Origin of the sequence: Perlabentimonas gracilis, from assembly GCF_011174675.1 — a bacterium.
In the GTDB taxonomy this organism is placed as follows: Bacteria; Bacteroidota; Bacteroidia; order Bacteroidales; family Tenuifilaceae; genus Perlabentimonas; species Perlabentimonas gracilis.
The window spans coordinates 1-16,092 of sequence record NZ_JAANIG010000005.1 but is presented as its reverse complement, the minus strand read 5'-3'; the positions used below and the strand labels follow the sequence as shown (position 1 = coordinate 16,092).

Genomic DNA, 16,092 nt, shown 5'->3' with positions numbered 1-16,092 from the left:
TGAGGTTTGAAAAATTCTCCACAAAAATACAAAAGATTTCGTGAGTTTTCATGCAGAACAATTGCATAACATCTTTTGATATTACTTGATAAGTTACTACTTTCAGCTCAAAATTTGCTTCACCCTAACCAACTGTACACCTTATGCTGACTCTCGACTGGGTTATAATTGCCCTTTTCTTTGCAATTAGTTTAGCCATTGGATTTTATATGAGCAAGCGTGCTGGGCGCAGCACTAGCGATTTCTTTTTAAGCGGTCGCAATTTGCCTTGGTACATTGCAGGCACCAGCATGGTGGCAACTACATTTGCTGCCGACACCCCGCTAGCAGTTACCGAGCTGGTGGCCGAAAGCGGAATTGCAGGCAACTGGCTATGGTGGAATATGCTGTTTGGCGGAATGCTTACCGTTTTCTTTTTCGCACGCCTTTGGAGACGTTCGGGCATACTAACCGACTGCGAATTGGTAAGCATTAGGTACTCGGGAGGCTCAGCACGCTTTTTGAGAGGTTTTAGAGCCATATACATTGGGGTTTTAATGAATGTGGTTGTGCTGGCCTGGGTAAACCTAGCCATGGTTAAAATTCTAGCAGTGATGTTCCCCGACCTCACTTTTTTTGGATACAGCAGCTTTGGCATGCTTGGAATAGAACTTTCGTCGCACCTACTGCTGGTTGGTATGCTACTTCTATTCGTCTCGTTCTACTCTGCCCTATCGGGCCTATGGGGCGTTAGCCTAACCGACAGCTTTCAGTTTATTATAGCCATGGTGGGGTGTATTGTGCTGGCAATATTTGCCCTAAAGCACCCTAGCGTTGGGGGCATATCGGGGCTTAAGGCTCAACTCCCCGATACCGTTTTCTCGTTTTTCCCTGCGGTAAGCAGTAAAGCCGAATCATCGAGTACACAAATGCTCACCCTAAGCCTTACAGCCTTTATTACGTACCTAGGCGTGCAGTGGTGGGCCAGCTGGTATCCCGGAGCCGAGCCCGGGGGTGGAGGTTACGTTGCTCAGCGCATGATGTCGGCTAAGGATGAGAAGCACTCGCTCATGGCAACCCTATGGTTTCAAATAGCCCACATTGCCATTAGACCTTGGCCTTGGATACTTGTGGCACTGGTTACGCTGGTGCTATACCCCGATGCTGCCGACAAGGGAGCTACCTACGTAATGGTAATTAAGGATGTTATGCCTACGGGTTGGTTGGGTTTGCTTATGGCCGCATTTCTTGCCGCCTTCATGTCTACCATAGCATCGCAAATAGTTTGGGGTACCTCTTACATTGTGAACGACTTTATTAAACCCTTTGTAAAACCCAATGGAACAGAGAAGTACTACGTTAAAGTATCGAGAGTAACTACATTTGTGCTAATGTTCTTCTCGCTAATTGCCACCACACAATTCTCGAAAATTAGTGATGCATGGCGGTTCATTCTGGCCTGCAGTGGAGGCATTGGGCTTGTGCTAATCCTGCGATGGTTCTGGTGGCGCATCAATGCTTGGTCGGAGATTTCGGCAATGGTTGCCCCATTCCTAGTGTACCCATGGCTAAAGCTATATACCAACCTAGCCTTTGAGCCCATACTGCTTATCACCGTGTTCTCATCTACTGCAGTTTGGATTGCAGTAACCTACTTTACCCCTGCTAGCGATAACCAAACCCTGCTCTCTTTCTATCGGCGGGTGCACCCGGGCGGTATTGGCTGGAAGCCAATTGCATCCCAACTCCCCGAAGTAGTTGGCGACTCAGGATTTAAATACCTTTGGTACTCTTGGCTGGGAGGTTGCACAACGGTGCTTTCGTTCCTATTTGGTACTGGTAAACTCCTTTTAGGAGAGTATGTTTATGCCGCCGTTTTGTTTGTGGTTGCTGCATTGGGAATTAGAATAATAATTGTATCTTTACGAAAACACGGTTGGAAAAAGATAGCCAGTTAGCATCTCAATGCTTTTTTAAGGCTAAAAGCGCAATATTTGTCACATTTTTTTTATAATTGCAAGTAAATCCATTAACCTAGCAGTAAATGCCCATCAAAATAAATACTAGAGGCGTATATTTTTTACTTCTGATCCTGCTTCTACCAATAGCCTTTACTAATAGTTCATGCACCGGTCGACAGGACAAAAAAGCGCCATCGGCACTTCACCAACCCTATAAACCCGACACGCTATCGTTTCTTATAAAGTTCGAAAGTTCTCTCTTTCCGCTACCATCGCCTTACCAAGTAGCCCATCTGGTGAAAAACTTAGGGATACCCTTCAACGAGAATATCCTGAATAAAACTGAAAACCAAAAGCAGTACACCACATCGTTTAAGCAAGCGTTAAACCTTGGTATTTACGGTACCAATTTGAGCTATATCAATATATACGAGCGTACACCTCAATCCATATCGTACCTTAATACCATAAAAAAGCTTACCCAGGAGCTGGGGTTAACACCGGCCTTTAACCGAACCTTTTTCGAGGGGATTGAGCGAAACATCAACAGCAAAGACTCACTGCTTGTAATGCTTAGCCGAACCTACAGAGTGGCCGACACCTACCTTCGGGAAAGTGACCGAACCGAAATAGGCGCATTGATACTTGCCGGTGGATGGATTGAAAGCGTATACATTCTTAGCCGATTGGCCAAAAGCACATCGAACCGTGAACTGATTAACCGATTGGGCGAGCAAAAGCACCCACTCGACAACCTGATTGAAGTGCTTACCCCGCTGTACTACAAATCGGCCGAGTATGCAGAGCTTATCGATATGTTTATTGACTTAGCCTACGAATTCGATGGTATTATATACTCATACTCTTACAAAGAGCCTAAGGTTGATGTGGACAATAAGATTATTTACATCAATAGCCAGTCAAGGGTTATAATATCGGAATATCATCTTGATATAATTAGCAACAAGATTGAGAATATCCGTAACTTTATGATTGAATAACGGTACATGCTGAACACGATTTGAAATGAATAGAACCCTCACCATAGCCTTTGTAACGCTCGCCTTTCTGACCTTGCTGTCGAGAAGTGCTGTGGGGCAATTGAATCAGCTGCAACACATCTGCTCGCTCTACTTCTCACCCGAGTATATCACCGACGGGCAGGAGTACTTTGCGCAGCTTAAGCCCGACCAAAAGGTTGAGTTTCGCACCACATTTTTTGGCGATAACACCTACCGAATTGTGGCCTGCACCAACCTAAGGCGGAGCGATGTGATATTCTCCGTATACGACACGGAAAAAAATCTACTTTTCACCAATGCCAATTACAACAACTCGCCATACTGGGACTTTAGATTTTCCTCATCGGTAACCTGCATTATTCAGGTAGATGTACAAAACCAAAAGTTTACCCCTGGCTATGTAATGCTGCTAATTGGTTACAAACCCTAAACCTTGATATAACCTAAACCTCCTATCGCATGAGCGAGTCGATACTTAAGGCCTTAATGCAGCTATTTGCCATTATTGCCCGTCCCGAAGACGAGTCGGAAGACATTGAGAATGACAGGAGATTGGTTGTGGAGTCGTTCCTGCGACAGCAGCTGAACCAAGAGCTGGTTAGGGAATACCTAAAGGTTTTTGACTACTACTACGAGCTATACCAAGAGAAACAAAGCGAAAAGAGCAAGAGTAAAAAGCGAACCTCCTCAAGCTCAGTTAGGGTATTAAAAATTTGCACTCAAATAAACGAAGAGCTTACACAACAGCAAAAAGTTGTGGTTGTGGTTAGGTTGCTGGAGTTTGTGAAAACTGAGGAGAATTCGATTACCGAGCAGGAGATGGCCTTTATCTCCACCGTGGCCGAAACCTTTTACATAGAGAGTGATGAGTTTGACCTTATTCACCAGTTCATTATCAACAGCAATAAGCAAACCCCATTGCATAGCAAAATACTGCTTGTTGACAATGCCGAAGGCTATGCGCCAGAAATAAAACACATTCAAGCACAATCGCTCCAAGGGCAAATACATATCCTTTGGGTTGAATTTGCCAACATCTACTTTCTTAGGTACTCAGGGAACGACGAGCTGTACCTCAATGGACATCTGCTTCGCAGAGATAAAGTATACGTGCTAAATAACGGCTCATCGATTAGGAACCCAAAGATAACTCCCATTTACTATAGCGATATTGTTGCCCGCTTTACGCTCGACAAGATTAAGGAACGAATTGTTTTTGAGGTAAACGATGTGGAGTTTCGTTTCAAGGGGGGGAAAGTTGGTTTGCACCAGCTGGATTTCACCTACGAGTCGGGGCACCTCGTGGGTATTATGGGGGCATCGGGTGCGGGTAAAACCACGCTGCTTAACGTTTTAAATGGCTCCGAAACCCCTACTCGGGGGAGCGTAAAGGTTAATGGCGTAGATATCCATCGGCAAGCCGAGGAGGTTGAAGGTCTTATTGGGTTTGTATCGCAGGATGATTTACTAATTGAGGAACTCACCGTTTTTCAAAATTTGTACTATAACGCCAAGCTTTGCTTCGACAACTACACCGAGGAGGATATTATAAAGGCTGTTAACGGAATGCTCATTAACCTGGGCCTTTACGAGATAAAGGATATGGTGGTTGGATCGCCTTTGAACAAGAAGATAAGCGGCGGCCAACGCAAACGGCTAAACATTGCCCTGGAGCTAATTCGAGAGCCGGCCATTCTATTCCTTGACGAGCCAACCAGCGGTCTTAGCTCCCGCGATTCTGAGAACATCCTCGACCTTTTAAAGGAACTCACGTTCAAGGGTAAGCTGGTTTTTGTGGTAATTCACCAGCCCTCCTCCGATATCTTTAAGATGTTCAACAAGCTGCTAATTCTCGATACGGGAGGCTACCTGATATACAACGGCGATCCCATTGAGTCTATCATCTACTTTAAATCGAGGGTGCAGCATGCCAACTGGAACGAGAGTGAGTGTAACGTATGTGGTAATGTAAATCCCGAGCAAATTTTTAACATTGTTGAGGCTAATGTACTGGACGAATATGGCAATCCCACCCGTTCGCGTAAAACCAGCCCCAACGAATGGTACGAGTATTTCAATGAGGGCACTAACCCAGACGATCAGGAGGTTGAACCACCACAAGATCTACCTAGGATTTTATTCAAAATACCAGGCTGGCTAAAGCAGCTTAAGGTATTTATTGAGCGCGATGTGCTTAGCAAAGTAGCCAATAAGCAGTACATGATAATAAACCTGTTTGAGGCACCACTGCTGGCATTTTTGCTGTCGTCCATTATCAAGTACTACAACGTTGACCCTGCAAACCAGTACGGTTACACCCTTCTGGAGAATAGCAACCTACCCGTGTATCTTTTCATGTCGGTAATTGTAGCATTCTTTGTGGGCCTTACGGTAAGTGCTGAGGAGATTATTAAGGATCGAAAAATTCAGAAGCGGGAATCGTTCCTCAACCTTAGCTGGAGCAGCTATTTGATGTCGAAAGTTTTTATCCTTCTAGCTCTCTCTGCATTTCAATCGCTTATTTTTGTGATAATAGGAAACTCGATACTTGAAATAAAGGGGATGTACTTTGAGTACTGGCTGGTACTATTCAGCACATGGTTCTCGGCCAATATGCTGGGGCTGCTAATTTCCGATAGCTTTAAAACTGTGGTAACGATTTACATATTGATCCCATTCCTTGTAATTCCACAAATTATTTTAAGTGGCATAATTGTAAAGTTTGAGAAGCTAAACCCAGCAATTTCATCGCCCAGCAGTATCCCCGTTTATGGTGAGATAATTGTTGCCCGATGGGCATATGAAGCCCTTTCTGTAAATCAATTTATAAACAACCAGTACCAAAAGCCCTTTTACTACCTCGATGAGGCCATGAGCGTATCGGACTTCAAGAGGAACTACTGGTTACGCACATTGCAGAACAAGGTGGCTGTGTGCGAACGCAACATGAATAATTCAGCACGCCAGCATGACGTGGAGAGTGCGCTGGAGCTCATTAGGAATGAATTTATGTATGAAGCTACAAGTCCGAGCAGCTCTCAATACCCATTCAAATTGCTAGACAAATTAACCATCGATAACCTGGATGAAACAGTTATTGATGAGGTGAACACCTACCTTGAACAGCTAAGAATATACTACGTTAAGCTATACAATAAGGCAAGCGACAGAAAAGATAGCATTATAAACTCACACCAACAAACGCCAGAACAACGCGAAGAATTTCTTGCGCTTAAGCGCAACCATTTCAACGAGAGCCTTAGCGAGTTTGTTAGAAACTCATCGGAGGTGGAGCGAATAATTGAATACAAGGGAAGGCTGATTCAAAAGCTCGACCCCATATACTTACTGCCCGAGAGTAAATTTTTAAGCGCTCACTTTTATGCTCCAGTAAAACAGATTTGGGGTCGATACTACAGCACCTACTGGGTAAATATTATTATTATCTGGATATCGTCAATCGTTCTTTACCTAGCCTTATACTTTAGGCTGCTGAAAAGGCTCCTCGATTGGATGGAGAACCTATTTGCAAAAGAGGGGGATAGCTAATCCCCCTCTTTTCTAATTCTTTATCTCAGCAACCTACAGCTTAGCTGTCTTCAAGGTCTTCCATATCCTTTTGCAGAGCAGCCATTTTAATTGCCGTTACAGCCGCCTCTACGCCTTTATTACCATGCTTACCCCCTGCCCTATCCTTGGCTTGGTCAAGAGTATCGGTAGTTATCAATCCAAATATAAAGGGAATGTTGTAATTCATATTCAGCTCAGCAATGCCGTGGGTTACCCCTTGGCAAACATATGTGAAGTGGGGGGTTTCGCCCTGTATTACGCAGCCCAAACAAATTACGCCATCCAAATCGGCATACTCGGCCATAAACTGTGCACCCAAAATTAGCTCGAAGCTACCGGGCACATGCTTTACCAGTAGATTATCCTCCTTTGCCCCATGGGCAATAAGGGTTTCGTAAGCTCCCCGCAGAAGCGCGTGAGTAACATCCGAATTCCAGTCGGATACCACAATCCCAAATTTCATCTTCTTTGCCGAGGGAACCTTGTTTGCATCGTAGTTGGAAAGATTTTTAAGGTAAGTTGCCATGTCTTTCGAATTTAGTTTGGTGTAAAAATAAAGAAAACCAACCTGATGAGGTTGGTTTTCTTTGGAAAAATATCAATTTATTTCTTTAGGCTCACTCGCGTGATGTACTTTTCAATCTCGCGCGCTTCAGCTGACCTAGGGAATTTATCCTTAATAATTTCGTACTGCTTAAGCGCTTCGCTGTAGCTACCCAGCTCTTCAAAAACAACACCTGCTTTTAGCAAGTAGATGGGGGATGTAAAATCGTTCTCGTTGGCATTAGCAGCCCTAAGGTAATACTTAGCACCTTCCTTCAGGTTGTCAAGTTCAACGTAACAATCGGCTAGTGCACCAAAAGCAACGGATCTTATCATTTTATCCTTTGTGCTAAAACGCTTGAGGTGATCAACGGCCTTATCGAACTCACCTAGCTGGCGGAATGATATACCAGCGTAGTAATGAGCCAAGTTTCCCACCTTTGATGGGCCATAGCTATCGATAATATCTAGAAAGCCAAGGTAGTTTCCATCGCCATGCAGGGCAAGGTTAAACGAGTCGCGCTCGAAATATTGCTCAGCGGCAAAAATTTGCGACTGGGCTTCCTTCTCCATTGGAGCAATGTAAAGCCTGGTGTACCCCAAGAAGGTTCCAACAATAACAATAACGGCTAAAACAATTATGGTTAGGCTCTTCTGGTTATTCTCAATGTACTGCTCGGTTTTAGTTAGCGCATTCTCCAAAGCCTCAGCACCTGTATCATGCGTTTCCTTGTTTTTATCTTTTGCCATAGCTAAAAAAATAATGAATTATTGTTTATTACGATTTCTGATCATCAATAAAAATGTGAATGCAGTTCTATGCATTTTTAATTGGCAAGCGCAAAAGTAATGGTTTTTCGCTAATGGTGAAATATTTGCCACAATTTTTCTTGTGCGTTTTTCTGTTTACCTTTGCACAAGCACAGCAAATAGCCCAACCCCATGCACCTTAAAGAGCTTACACTACTGAATTTCAAAACATACGATCAGGCTGACCTTAAGCTACACCCAAAGGTTAACTGCTTTGTGGGCAATAATGGTGTGGGCAAAACCAACCTGCTTGATGCCATCTTTTACCTTTCGATGTGTAAAAGCAATTTTAACTCTGTTGATTATCAAAACATCCGACACGAACAAGACTTTTTAGTTATACAGGGAGTATACAGCAGGCATGACAAGGATGAAAATATTTACTGCGCCGTTAAAAAAGATGCAGGAAAAACCTTTAAACGTAACGGAAAGGAATACGGAAGGCTAGCAGACCATATTGGCTTTATCCCCATTGTAATTATTTCGCCTGCCGACTCGGGCCTAATTCTCGATGGAAGCGAGGAGCGGCGCAAGTATATGAATGGGGTGATATCGCAGTATAACCATCCGTACCTCGATCAGGTATTAAAGTACAACAAGTTGCTGGCCAACAGAAACAGGCTGCTTAAAGAAAAATCGTATGGCTATGCAAGCCTAAAGGAACTTTTTGAGGTGATAGACGATCAGCTAGACGGATTGGCCAAACAGATTTACAATGAGCGCTTAAGCTTTGCGCAGGAGCTAACCCCAATATTTCAGCATTACTACCAAAGGGTATCAAGCGGAAGCGAGGAGGTTCGGCTCGATTACCAGTCGCACCTTACAGAGCGTAGCCTAAAGGAACTGCTTATCGACTCATTGGAGAAGGATAGGATGATTCAGTATACAACAAAGGGCATCCATAAAGACGACCTAGTGCTTACCCTAAATGGGCATCCCATTAAAAAGGAGGGCTCGCAAGGTCAACAAAAAACCTACCTAATTGCCTTAAAGCTTGCCCAGTTTCATTTTATCGAAAGGATATCGGGCATTAAGCCCATGCTGCTTCTCGACGATATTTTTGACAAGCTTGACATGACCCGTGTAGAGCAGTTTATTCGGTTAGTTTCCGATCATACCTTTGGACAAATCTTTATAACAGACACCAACAAGGCACGCCTCGACAGCATACTTGGCCAGATTGATAGCGGATACCACCTTTTTAACGTGAAGGATGGTGGGGTTGAACTTGTTGCCACAAAATAAGATGTGAGCATGAATAATGTAATAACACTTGGCGATGCCATCAAAGAATTCCTGAAGCAGTACAAGCATCGCGATAAGCTACAGGCCTCGGAAGCTGTAAACGCATGGCCCATTGTTATGGGGAAAAACATTCAGGCGCTAACCCAATCGGTTTATGTAAAGGGCAACAAGCTGTTTGTGCACCTTAAGTCGTCGGTACTACGCAACGAGCTTATGATGCATCGATCAAAAATTGTAAAGGCAATAAACACACAGGTTGGCGCAGATATAATTAAGGATGTAGTGCTAAAGTAACCAAGCGCTAATCGAGTATTTCCTTCTGGGCGAAGAAGAAAGACCACTCCTTCACGGCATTCTCAGGGCAATCGGATCCATGCACAGCATTCATGGTAACACTCTCGCCAAACAGCTTACGAATGGTTCCCTCTTCGGCTTGCGCCGGATCGGTTGAGCCAATAAGCTTCCTAAACTCCTCGATGGCGTTCTCCTTCTCAAGCACAAGGGCAACCACAGGCCCTGAGCTAATGAACTTGGTGAGCCTTTCATAAAATTCTTTACCCTCGTGCACAGCATAAAAACGCTGGGCATCAATCATACTAAGCTGCACCATCTTCATAGCCTTAAGCGAGAACCCAGCCTTGGTAATCAGATAAATTATCTCGCCGTAATGATTCTTCCTTACAGCTCCAGGTTTTACTAGTGCAAATGTTCGCTTGCTATTCATATCGGTAGTTGTTTACAGCCCTAAATTAGGACTTTTTATCGAAAGGGTAAACGATTTTATATTAACTTTGGATTTTTTAAAAATGATCAGAAAAATGCAGCAGATTACCAGGGACAATGCCAACATAATCAAAAACTTAATATCAACAAAGGAACGTATAGTAATTACATCGCATCACAACCCCGATGGCGATGCCATTGGGTCGATGCTGGGGCTTTACCATATCCTCACCTCTATGGGATACGACAGCTCAATGGTTATCCCCAATGATATACCCGACTTTTTAAGCTGGCTGCCAGACTCTTCAAAAATCATTCGGCACTCAAAAAACAAGCAGGCAGCTGCTGAAGCAATTTGTAACGCTGATCTGATATTTTCACTCGACTACAACAGCCCCTCTCGACTTGAGGCAGTAAAGGAGAACTTCGATCAATCCAAAGCAGTAAAAATACTTATCGATCACCACCCCTATCCCGAAGAGGCATTCACCTGGATTCTATCCGAAACCAAGGCGAGCTCAACAGCAGAACTAGTTTACGAGTTTGCCCTGATATTGAACGCTGAAATGCATATTGGCCATAATGCTGCTATGTGCATATTTACAGGAATAATGACCGATACGGGATCGTTCAGCTACGCTTGTTCAAACCCTCGAACCTTCGAAATTGCTGCCAAGCTAATTGCAAAAGGAGTTAAGGTTGAGGATATTCAGCAGCAGGTATACAATAACTTCTCCGAAAGTAGAATGCGCCTTCTGGGGTACTCCCTCGAGTCGAAAATGAAGGTTTTTCCTGAGTATCGATCGGCTTACATATCGCTTACCTATGAAGAGCTAAAGCGCTACAAATACCAAATTGGTGATACCGAGGGGTTGGTAAACTATCCCCTCTCCATTAAGAACATAATATTCTCAGCCCTGTTTATTGAGAACAAAAACTTTGTGAAGGTTTCGCTACGATCGGTTGGAGCTTTCCCTGCTAATAAAGTTTGCGAGGAGCACTTTAATGGTGGGGGGCATATAAATGCTGCGGGAGGTAAATCGTTTGCCACCATGCAAGAAACCGAAGCAAAATTCGTTGAAATACTAAAGCAATATCAAAAGGAGTTAAACCAATGAACCTACGTGTAGCCACCATGATTCTGCTCACTGTTGTAGCAGCAACATCCTGTAAAAACAACCGCAACAACACTCCAAAGACACCCGTTTCGGAGGCAAAGAGAAAGTTCGAAGTGGTGAACCGTGCCCTGGTGGATAAGGACAGGGAGAGAATACAAGCATACATCAGCAGGCACAGGCTTGAGGGTATGGAGGAGAACAAATCGGGGCTGTACCATTTGGTTTGGGGTGAGGCCAATGGGCCGCAGGTAAAAACTGGTAATATTGTATTAATTAGCTACAAGATTAGCATGCTCGATGGTACTGTGCTGTACAACTCTGAAGAGGATAAACCCAAAGAGTTCCTGGTTGGCAAGGGAGGGGTTGAAGCGGGCCTTGAGATGGCAATCCTTCTGATGCAGCAGGGACAAAAGGGAAAGTTTATACTGCCCCCACATCTTGGCCACGGCTTGCTGGGCGATAGCGACCGAATTCCGCCAATGGCAGTTCTAGTTTTTGATGTTGAGCTACTGATGGTAATTGAAAGTTAAACGAAATTACTTACCTTTACACGTATAAATATAGTGAAACCCATAATGTGGCTTCCATGAGACATCTAAAATTCTTACCAATTGCACTCGTTGTTATACTTTGGAGCTGTAGCAACGAATCGAAAATATTCCCCGGTTTTTCTGTTACCAAAACCAACATTCACTACCAGCTCGTATCCCTTGGCGAGGGTGAGCACAAGGCAGAGCCAAGCAACTACGTTACGGTACAAATTGCTTACCGCACACCCCAAGACTCTTTATTCTTTCATGGCCTCAGAACTTTTCAACTAACCGAACCCCAGTTCGCCGGATCAATTGACGAATGCTTTGCCATGCTGGCCAAGGGCGATAGCGCAACGTTTTACATCTCAGCCTTCGATTTTTTTACTCACACCATTGAAACGAACCTCCCCCGATTCCTAAAACCTGACGATTTGCTTAGGGTTGATATGCTCATGCTCGATATTCTTAGCGAAAAGCGATACCTGCAGGAGAAAGAAATCTTCCTAAACTGGATTGAAGATTTTGGAGACTACGAACAGGTGGTGCTTAGGCAGTACGTTGAGGAACAAAACCTTGATTTCGAGAGCACCCAATCGGGTTTGCATTACATACCAATTACTAGGGGTATGGGTAACAAAATACAGGAGGGCGATACCATTACTGTTCACTACGAGGGTAGATTTTTCAACGGCAAGTACTTCGACTCCACACGTAAGCGCAACGAGCCATTCCAATTTGTTTACGGACAAAAATGGCAGGTTATACCTGGCCTTGAGGAGGCAATTGGAATGATGTACCCAGGAGAAAAGTCGCTGTTTATACTCCCTTCATACATTGCCTTTGGGCAAGGAGGCAGTTCAACAGGTATAGTGCCTGCATTTACACCTGTTGTTTTCGATGTTGAGATAGTAGAAGTTAAACCAAAGAATCAATGAGGTTTTTAAAGATTGTTTTAATCGCAGCATCTTTTTATGGGCTGTACAGCTGCGAGGATTCATTAACTGAAGAGAAGCGAGTTGCCAACGAGCTAACCATACAGAATTACCTTACCAACAATAACATTGCGTTTGTTAAGCACGATGGAGTATTTGTAACCGTTCTTCATAAGGGTTATGGATATCAAATAGTTCCTGGCGATTCTGTAGGCTTCTGGTACGTAGGCCGAACCCTTACCGGAAACATTTTCGATACCAACATCAGAGAGGTAGCAGACGAAGTGGGAATAAACCCCGAGGCCAGAAAATTTGAGCCAGTAGAGATAATTGCCGGAAGCGACAACCTGCTACCCGGCTTATCGCGAGGCATTCCGCTATGCCGCCAATGGCAATGGAACTCTATCTACTTCCCATCCACATTAGGCTATGACGACGATCAAGCGGGATCGGTTGCCCCCTGGACACCACTGGTATTCGACATTTACATAATTTACGTTAAAAACGAAAAAATTATTCGAGAGCAGAATAATATAAATAACTTTGTAGCCGGAATGCAAGGATTCACTCCCGATACCACTGGAATGTGGACTAAGTACACAGCTCAGGGATCGGCTCTGGAATCGCCAGAGTCCAACGATACTATTTTTGGATGGTATCGAATTTCAACCTTGGATTTTAAACCACTATTCGAGGTTGAAGGAGAAAACGACGAGATTGTACTGAACAATCAGCTTATTGAAGGCGTACAGCTGGGGTTTTTAAGGCTTAAACCGGGCGAAGCAATGCAGATGGTTGTGCCCTCGCCACTGGCTTATGGTTCAGAAGGTAATGACAATGTGTTGCCCTATACACCTTTGTTTTGTGAGATTAGACTTGACAGCATTAAATAATAATTCAAATTACAATGATTAAAAAGTTTTTCCTTTTATCCTTGGCCTTTATCAGCCTGTTATCGTTTACATCATGCGAGAAGGAGGTTAATGAAGGCTACTCCGATGAGTTGCTTCGTCTTCAAGCATATATGAGCATTCATTACCCCAACATTGAACCCACAGCATCGGGTTTGTACTACATAGTACTCAATGAAGGGAATGGAGCAAAACCACAAGCTGGCAACTACCTACGTTTCGACTACACTGGACAGAACCTAAATGAGATAGTATACGAAACCACCGTTAAAAGCATTGCCGAACTTAACGACATCTATTCTAAAACCACATACTACGCTCCCAAATACCTAAAGTATAAGGATGAGCAAACCGTTCTGCTCAAAGGTTTGGATGAGGGTTTTACCTATATTAAAGAAGGCTCGGAGGTTAGGTTAATAATACCATCGCCACTTGCATATGGTGCCAAGTCATACAAATCTCTTAACCCCTACTCTACCATTATCTTAGATATTGATTTTCATGAAATTGTAACCGATCCAGACCAATATGAACTAGATCAAATATCGAACTACATAGCGCAGAACTATCCCGACTTGGTTGTTGAGCAGGTAATCTCAGCCATTAATGAGGATGGTGTTTACATACTTGAGGAGTCCTTAACAGAGGTTGAGGTTGATGAAGATGAGGAAGAACCTACTGACCCACACGTTGAAATTGAAGACAACGATGTAATTTCTGTAGACTACACCGGCAGGTTCCTCGACCACTGGATTTTTGACACCAGCATTAAGGAGGTTGCAGAAGAGAATGGAACATACCAATCGACCAAAACTTACGAACCGCTGAAGGTAACCATTGGTGGTACTGGCTACATCGAAGGTTTTTCCCTTTCGCTTAAAAAGTTGAAAACAAACTCAAAAGCTAAAGTAATCATACTAAGTAAGCATGCATATGGCGAGTATGGCTCTGACAATATCCAACCCTACACGCCGCTTATCTTTGAGCTTGATGTTCATGCCAAAACAACTGCGGCGAGTAGCAAGTAAACTTAGTACGACTGAATACCGAAAATGCTCGGCCGCTTATGCAGGTCGGGCATTTTGTTTTTCAGCTCCTTGGCCCGCTTGGTTATAACAAGCTCGGTTGGCATGGTTAAATCGGTTGAGATGTGTACTAGCGTATCGGGATGCAAAGTACTAACCAATGCTTCCAACAGCTTATTATTTCGATATGGAGTTTCGATAAAGAACTGGCTTTGCTTTTCTTCGCGCGATCGTTGTTCAAGCTGCTTAATCCGTTTAATTCTATCGTTTGGCTTTATGGGCAGGTAACCCACAAAGGCAAAATTTTGACCATTCATACCACTGCCCATAAGCGCCATAACAATGGAGCTGGGGCCCACCAAGGGTATTACCTTCACGTTGTTTTGATGAGCTAGCGATACCAGCTGTGCTCCTGGATCGGCAACTGCGGGCACTCCCGCTTCGGACATTAGCCCCACCGAAGCGCCACTTAGTAAGGGGCTCATCAGGTTTTGTACTTCTTGAAAAGTTGAGTGCTCATTAAGTTCGTAGAACTTTAATGATTCTATAGGTACTGGCATCCCTAACTTCGACAAGTAACGTCTTGCGGTTCGAACATCCTCAACAACAAAATGTTCCAAGCTTCGTGTTAGCTCAATAACATACTCAGGTATTACATCTGCAGGGCTATCGCCCCCTAATGTGGTGGGTAGCAGAAAAAGCTTTGTGCTCATTTATGTAGATTAGCTAAAATGGATTTCATTTAACGAATAGCAAATGATATCCTCCCCATTGTTCGGGGAGGATACAAAAATAAGATTATGAAGCAGGGTTGCGCCTACGGTAGGTTTAAGCAAAATTTTACTCCTCAAGCAATTCGTAGCCAACTGGAATTATGTACAACGGGATCTCATCATCGGGGCCACCAAGAAGCTGCTTCACCTCCTCATCGGAAAATGCCCCTACCGGCACAGAACCTAGGCCCAGCGAAACGGCCATAAGGTGTATGTTCTGGGCAATATGTCCCGCCTCAATACAAACGTATCGATAGGCCCTGTCGCCATAGCGTTGGGCAGTGCGCTCTAAAATATACGACAGCACTATCACAGCATGAGCATCGCTTACGGCTGTTTGACCAAGGGAAACTCCTGAAAGTTCAGTTCTTAAATCGTTATCGAATACCCTTGTAAGGGAATGATCAGCAATGTTGTACCTATATCCACCGCTTGCAGTAAAAAGGTAGGTTTCGAAAGGATATGTAGCTCCAGCAGATGGAGCCGTTCTGAATGTCCGTTCGCCCCAGCTGTGCGTAACACCCTGGGCCGCCCATAGGAGCTGCGATATCTGCTCTATGGTTAGGGGCTTATCTTGGAATTGTCGCACCGATTTTCGTAGGGCCAGGGTTTCTTCTATCGACATTTTTCCCCTTGTACTAGGTGCGGGGAGTTTCCCCTCGAGGTCTTGAGTTGAATCGCCCAGCGAAACGGGGCTGCCACAGCTTGATGCCATAAAGGCTAAAGCTAGCACTGCTGAAAGTAATGTTTGGTTTCTCATAGTGGTAACTGCTTTTAAGTTGCCCTGCAAAGTACAAAAAATGCCCGAAAAATCGGGCATTTTCAATTCATAATATTTTGGCTAACTACACTAGCATCCGAAACTTTTCGAAAATAAGCAAAAAAAACCTATAAGCCCCACTGAATACGCCTAAAAATTCGAGCTATCCAGAAAATAAGTTCTTCTC

General features: G+C 44.0%; 16 protein-coding genes. 11 read left to right on the top strand and 5 right to left on the bottom strand.

The window, feature by feature from the left end:
- Positions 1-143 precede the first annotated feature (143 nt).
- The 4 genes from G8O23_RS03500 to G8O23_RS03485 all read left to right on the top strand — a co-directional run bounded on the left by G8O23_RS03500 (position 144) and on the right by G8O23_RS03485 (position 6,511).
- The gene (locus G8O23_RS03500) at positions 144-1,937 is read left to right on the top strand and encodes a sodium:solute symporter family protein (RefSeq protein WP_166361815.1); all 1,794 of its coding nucleotides are present in this window, start codon (positions 144-146) and stop codon (positions 1,935-1,937) included.
- A gap of 86 nt (positions 1,938-2,023) precedes the next feature.
- Positions 2,024-2,941: a hypothetical protein gene (locus G8O23_RS03495; RefSeq protein WP_166361813.1), complete on the top strand. Its 918-nt coding sequence runs from the start codon at positions 2,024-2,026 to the stop codon at positions 2,939-2,941.
- Between the two features lie 25 nt (positions 2,942-2,966).
- Positions 2,967-3,392, top strand: a complete 426-nt coding sequence (locus G8O23_RS03490) for a hypothetical protein (RefSeq protein WP_166361811.1) — start codon at positions 2,967-2,969, stop codon at positions 3,390-3,392.
- Positions 3,393-3,421: 29 nt separating this feature from the next.
- Positions 3,422-6,511, top strand: coding sequence for an ATP-binding cassette domain-containing protein (locus G8O23_RS03485; RefSeq protein WP_166361809.1), 3,090 nt, complete (start codon positions 3,422-3,424; stop codon positions 6,509-6,511).
- 40 nt (positions 6,512-6,551) lie between these two features.
- Here the strand turns inward: G8O23_RS03485 and ribH are convergent, their stop codons facing one another.
- Together ribH and G8O23_RS03475 are read right to left on the bottom strand one after the other, a co-directional pair.
- Positions 6,552-7,058: a 6,7-dimethyl-8-ribityllumazine synthase gene (gene ribH / locus G8O23_RS03480; RefSeq protein ID WP_166361807.1), complete on the bottom strand. Its 507-nt coding sequence runs from the start codon at positions 7,056-7,058 to the stop codon at positions 6,552-6,554.
- Positions 7,059-7,135: 77 nt separating this feature from the next.
- The gene (locus G8O23_RS03475; protein ID WP_166361805.1) at positions 7,136-7,825 is read right to left on the bottom strand and encodes a tetratricopeptide repeat protein; all 690 of its coding nucleotides are present in this window, start codon (positions 7,823-7,825) and stop codon (positions 7,136-7,138) included.
- Positions 7,826-8,017: 192 nt separating this feature from the next.
- On the opposite strand from G8O23_RS03475, the gene recF reads away from it, so the two are divergent.
- Entirely contained in the window at positions 8,018-9,130 is a 1,113-nt protein-coding gene (gene recF / locus G8O23_RS03470) for a DNA replication/repair protein RecF (RefSeq protein ID WP_166361803.1), read from the top strand.
- Between the two features lie 9 nt (positions 9,131-9,139).
- Positions 9,140-9,424 (top strand): DUF721 domain-containing protein, encoded by a 285-nt coding sequence (locus G8O23_RS03465; RefSeq protein ID WP_166361801.1) that lies wholly within the window; start codon positions 9,140-9,142, stop codon positions 9,422-9,424.
- 7 nt (positions 9,425-9,431) lie between these two features.
- Here G8O23_RS03465 and ndk read toward each other — a convergent pair whose 3' ends face one another.
- The gene (gene ndk, locus G8O23_RS03460; protein WP_166361799.1) at positions 9,432-9,854 is read right to left on the bottom strand and encodes a nucleoside-diphosphate kinase; all 423 of its coding nucleotides are present in this window, start codon (positions 9,852-9,854) and stop codon (positions 9,432-9,434) included.
- Between the two features lie 94 nt (positions 9,855-9,948).
- Here ndk and G8O23_RS03455 point away from each other — a divergent pair, with 94 nt between their 5' ends.
- The 5 genes from G8O23_RS03455 to G8O23_RS03435 are packed head-to-tail and all read left to right on the top strand — an operon-like array spanning position 9,949 to position 14,375.
- A complete protein-coding gene (locus tag G8O23_RS03455) occupies positions 9,949-10,971 on the top strand; it encodes a DHH family phosphoesterase (protein ID WP_166361797.1) in 1,023 nt (340 codons plus the stop codon).
- Positions 10,968-11,501 (top strand): FKBP-type peptidyl-prolyl cis-trans isomerase, encoded by a 534-nt coding sequence (locus tag G8O23_RS03450; protein ID WP_166361795.1) that lies wholly within the window; start codon positions 10,968-10,970, stop codon positions 11,499-11,501. Before G8O23_RS03455 ends, G8O23_RS03450 begins: the two co-directional genes overlap by 4 nt.
- 56 nt (positions 11,502-11,557) lie before the next feature.
- On the top strand, positions 11,558-12,439 hold the full coding sequence (locus G8O23_RS03445) for an FKBP-type peptidyl-prolyl cis-trans isomerase (protein WP_166361793.1): 882 nt from the start codon (positions 11,558-11,560) through the stop codon (positions 12,437-12,439).
- Positions 12,436-13,329: an FKBP-type peptidyl-prolyl cis-trans isomerase gene (locus G8O23_RS03440; protein WP_166361791.1), complete on the top strand. Its 894-nt coding sequence runs from the start codon at positions 12,436-12,438 to the stop codon at positions 13,327-13,329. The genes G8O23_RS03445 and G8O23_RS03440 overlap by 4 nt, the downstream gene beginning before the upstream one ends.
- A gap of 14 nt (positions 13,330-13,343) precedes the next feature.
- Positions 13,344-14,375 carry an FKBP-type peptidyl-prolyl cis-trans isomerase gene (locus tag G8O23_RS03435; protein WP_166361789.1) on the top strand — a complete coding sequence of 344 codons (1,032 nt, stop codon included), beginning with the start codon at positions 13,344-13,346 and terminating at the stop codon, positions 14,373-14,375.
- Positions 14,376-14,377: 2 nt separating this feature from the next.
- Here the strand turns inward: G8O23_RS03435 and G8O23_RS03430 are convergent, their stop codons facing one another.
- Both G8O23_RS03430 and G8O23_RS03425 read right to left on the bottom strand, forming a co-directional pair.
- On the bottom strand, positions 14,378-15,085 hold the full coding sequence (locus G8O23_RS03430) for an SAM-dependent methyltransferase (RefSeq protein WP_166361787.1): 708 nt from the start codon (positions 15,083-15,085) through the stop codon (positions 14,378-14,380).
- Positions 15,086-15,212: 127 nt separating this feature from the next.
- Positions 15,213-15,905 (bottom strand): SagB/ThcOx family dehydrogenase, encoded by a 693-nt coding sequence (locus G8O23_RS03425; RefSeq protein WP_219932394.1) that lies wholly within the window; start codon positions 15,903-15,905, stop codon positions 15,213-15,215.
- Between the last annotated feature and the right edge of the window lie 187 nt (positions 15,906-16,092).

Excerpts from the sequence above, each read along its gene's own strand:
- G8O23_RS03500 (WP_166361815.1), top strand. The coding sequence starts at position 144 with ATGCTGACTCTCGACTGGGTTATAATTGCCCTTTTCTTTGCAATTAGT.
- G8O23_RS03495 (WP_166361813.1), top strand. The coding sequence starts at position 2,024 with ATGCCCATCAAAATAAATACTAGAGGCGTATATTTTTTACTTCTGATC.
- G8O23_RS03490 (WP_166361811.1), top strand. The coding sequence starts at position 2,967 with ATGAATAGAACCCTCACCATAGCCTTTGTAACGCTCGCCTTTCTGACC.
- G8O23_RS03485 (WP_166361809.1), top strand. The coding sequence starts at position 3,422 with ATGAGCGAGTCGATACTTAAGGCCTTAATGCAGCTATTTGCCATTATT.
- ribH (WP_166361807.1), bottom strand. The coding sequence starts at position 7,058 with ATGGCAACTTACCTTAAAAATCTTTCCAACTACGATGCAAACAAGGTT.
- G8O23_RS03475 (WP_166361805.1), bottom strand. The coding sequence starts at position 7,825 with ATGGCAAAAGATAAAAACAAGGAAACGCATGATACAGGTGCTGAGGCT.
- recF (WP_166361803.1), top strand. The coding sequence starts at position 8,018 with ATGCACCTTAAAGAGCTTACACTACTGAATTTCAAAACATACGATCAG.
- G8O23_RS03465 (WP_166361801.1), top strand. The coding sequence starts at position 9,140 with ATGAATAATGTAATAACACTTGGCGATGCCATCAAAGAATTCCTGAAG.
- ndk (WP_166361799.1), bottom strand. The coding sequence starts at position 9,854 with ATGAATAGCAAGCGAACATTTGCACTAGTAAAACCTGGAGCTGTAAGG.
- G8O23_RS03455 (WP_166361797.1), top strand. The coding sequence starts at position 9,949 with ATGCAGCAGATTACCAGGGACAATGCCAACATAATCAAAAACTTAATA.
- G8O23_RS03450 (WP_166361795.1), top strand. The coding sequence starts at position 10,968 with ATGAACCTACGTGTAGCCACCATGATTCTGCTCACTGTTGTAGCAGCA.
- G8O23_RS03445 (WP_166361793.1), top strand. The coding sequence starts at position 11,558 with ATGAGACATCTAAAATTCTTACCAATTGCACTCGTTGTTATACTTTGG.
- G8O23_RS03440 (WP_166361791.1), top strand. The coding sequence starts at position 12,436 with ATGAGGTTTTTAAAGATTGTTTTAATCGCAGCATCTTTTTATGGGCTG.
- G8O23_RS03435 (WP_166361789.1), top strand. The coding sequence starts at position 13,344 with ATGATTAAAAAGTTTTTCCTTTTATCCTTGGCCTTTATCAGCCTGTTA.
- G8O23_RS03430 (WP_166361787.1), bottom strand. The coding sequence starts at position 15,085 with ATGAGCACAAAGCTTTTTCTGCTACCCACCACATTAGGGGGCGATAGC.
- G8O23_RS03425 (WP_219932394.1), bottom strand. The coding sequence starts at position 15,905 with ATGAGAAACCAAACATTACTTTCAGCAGTGCTAGCTTTAGCCTTTATG.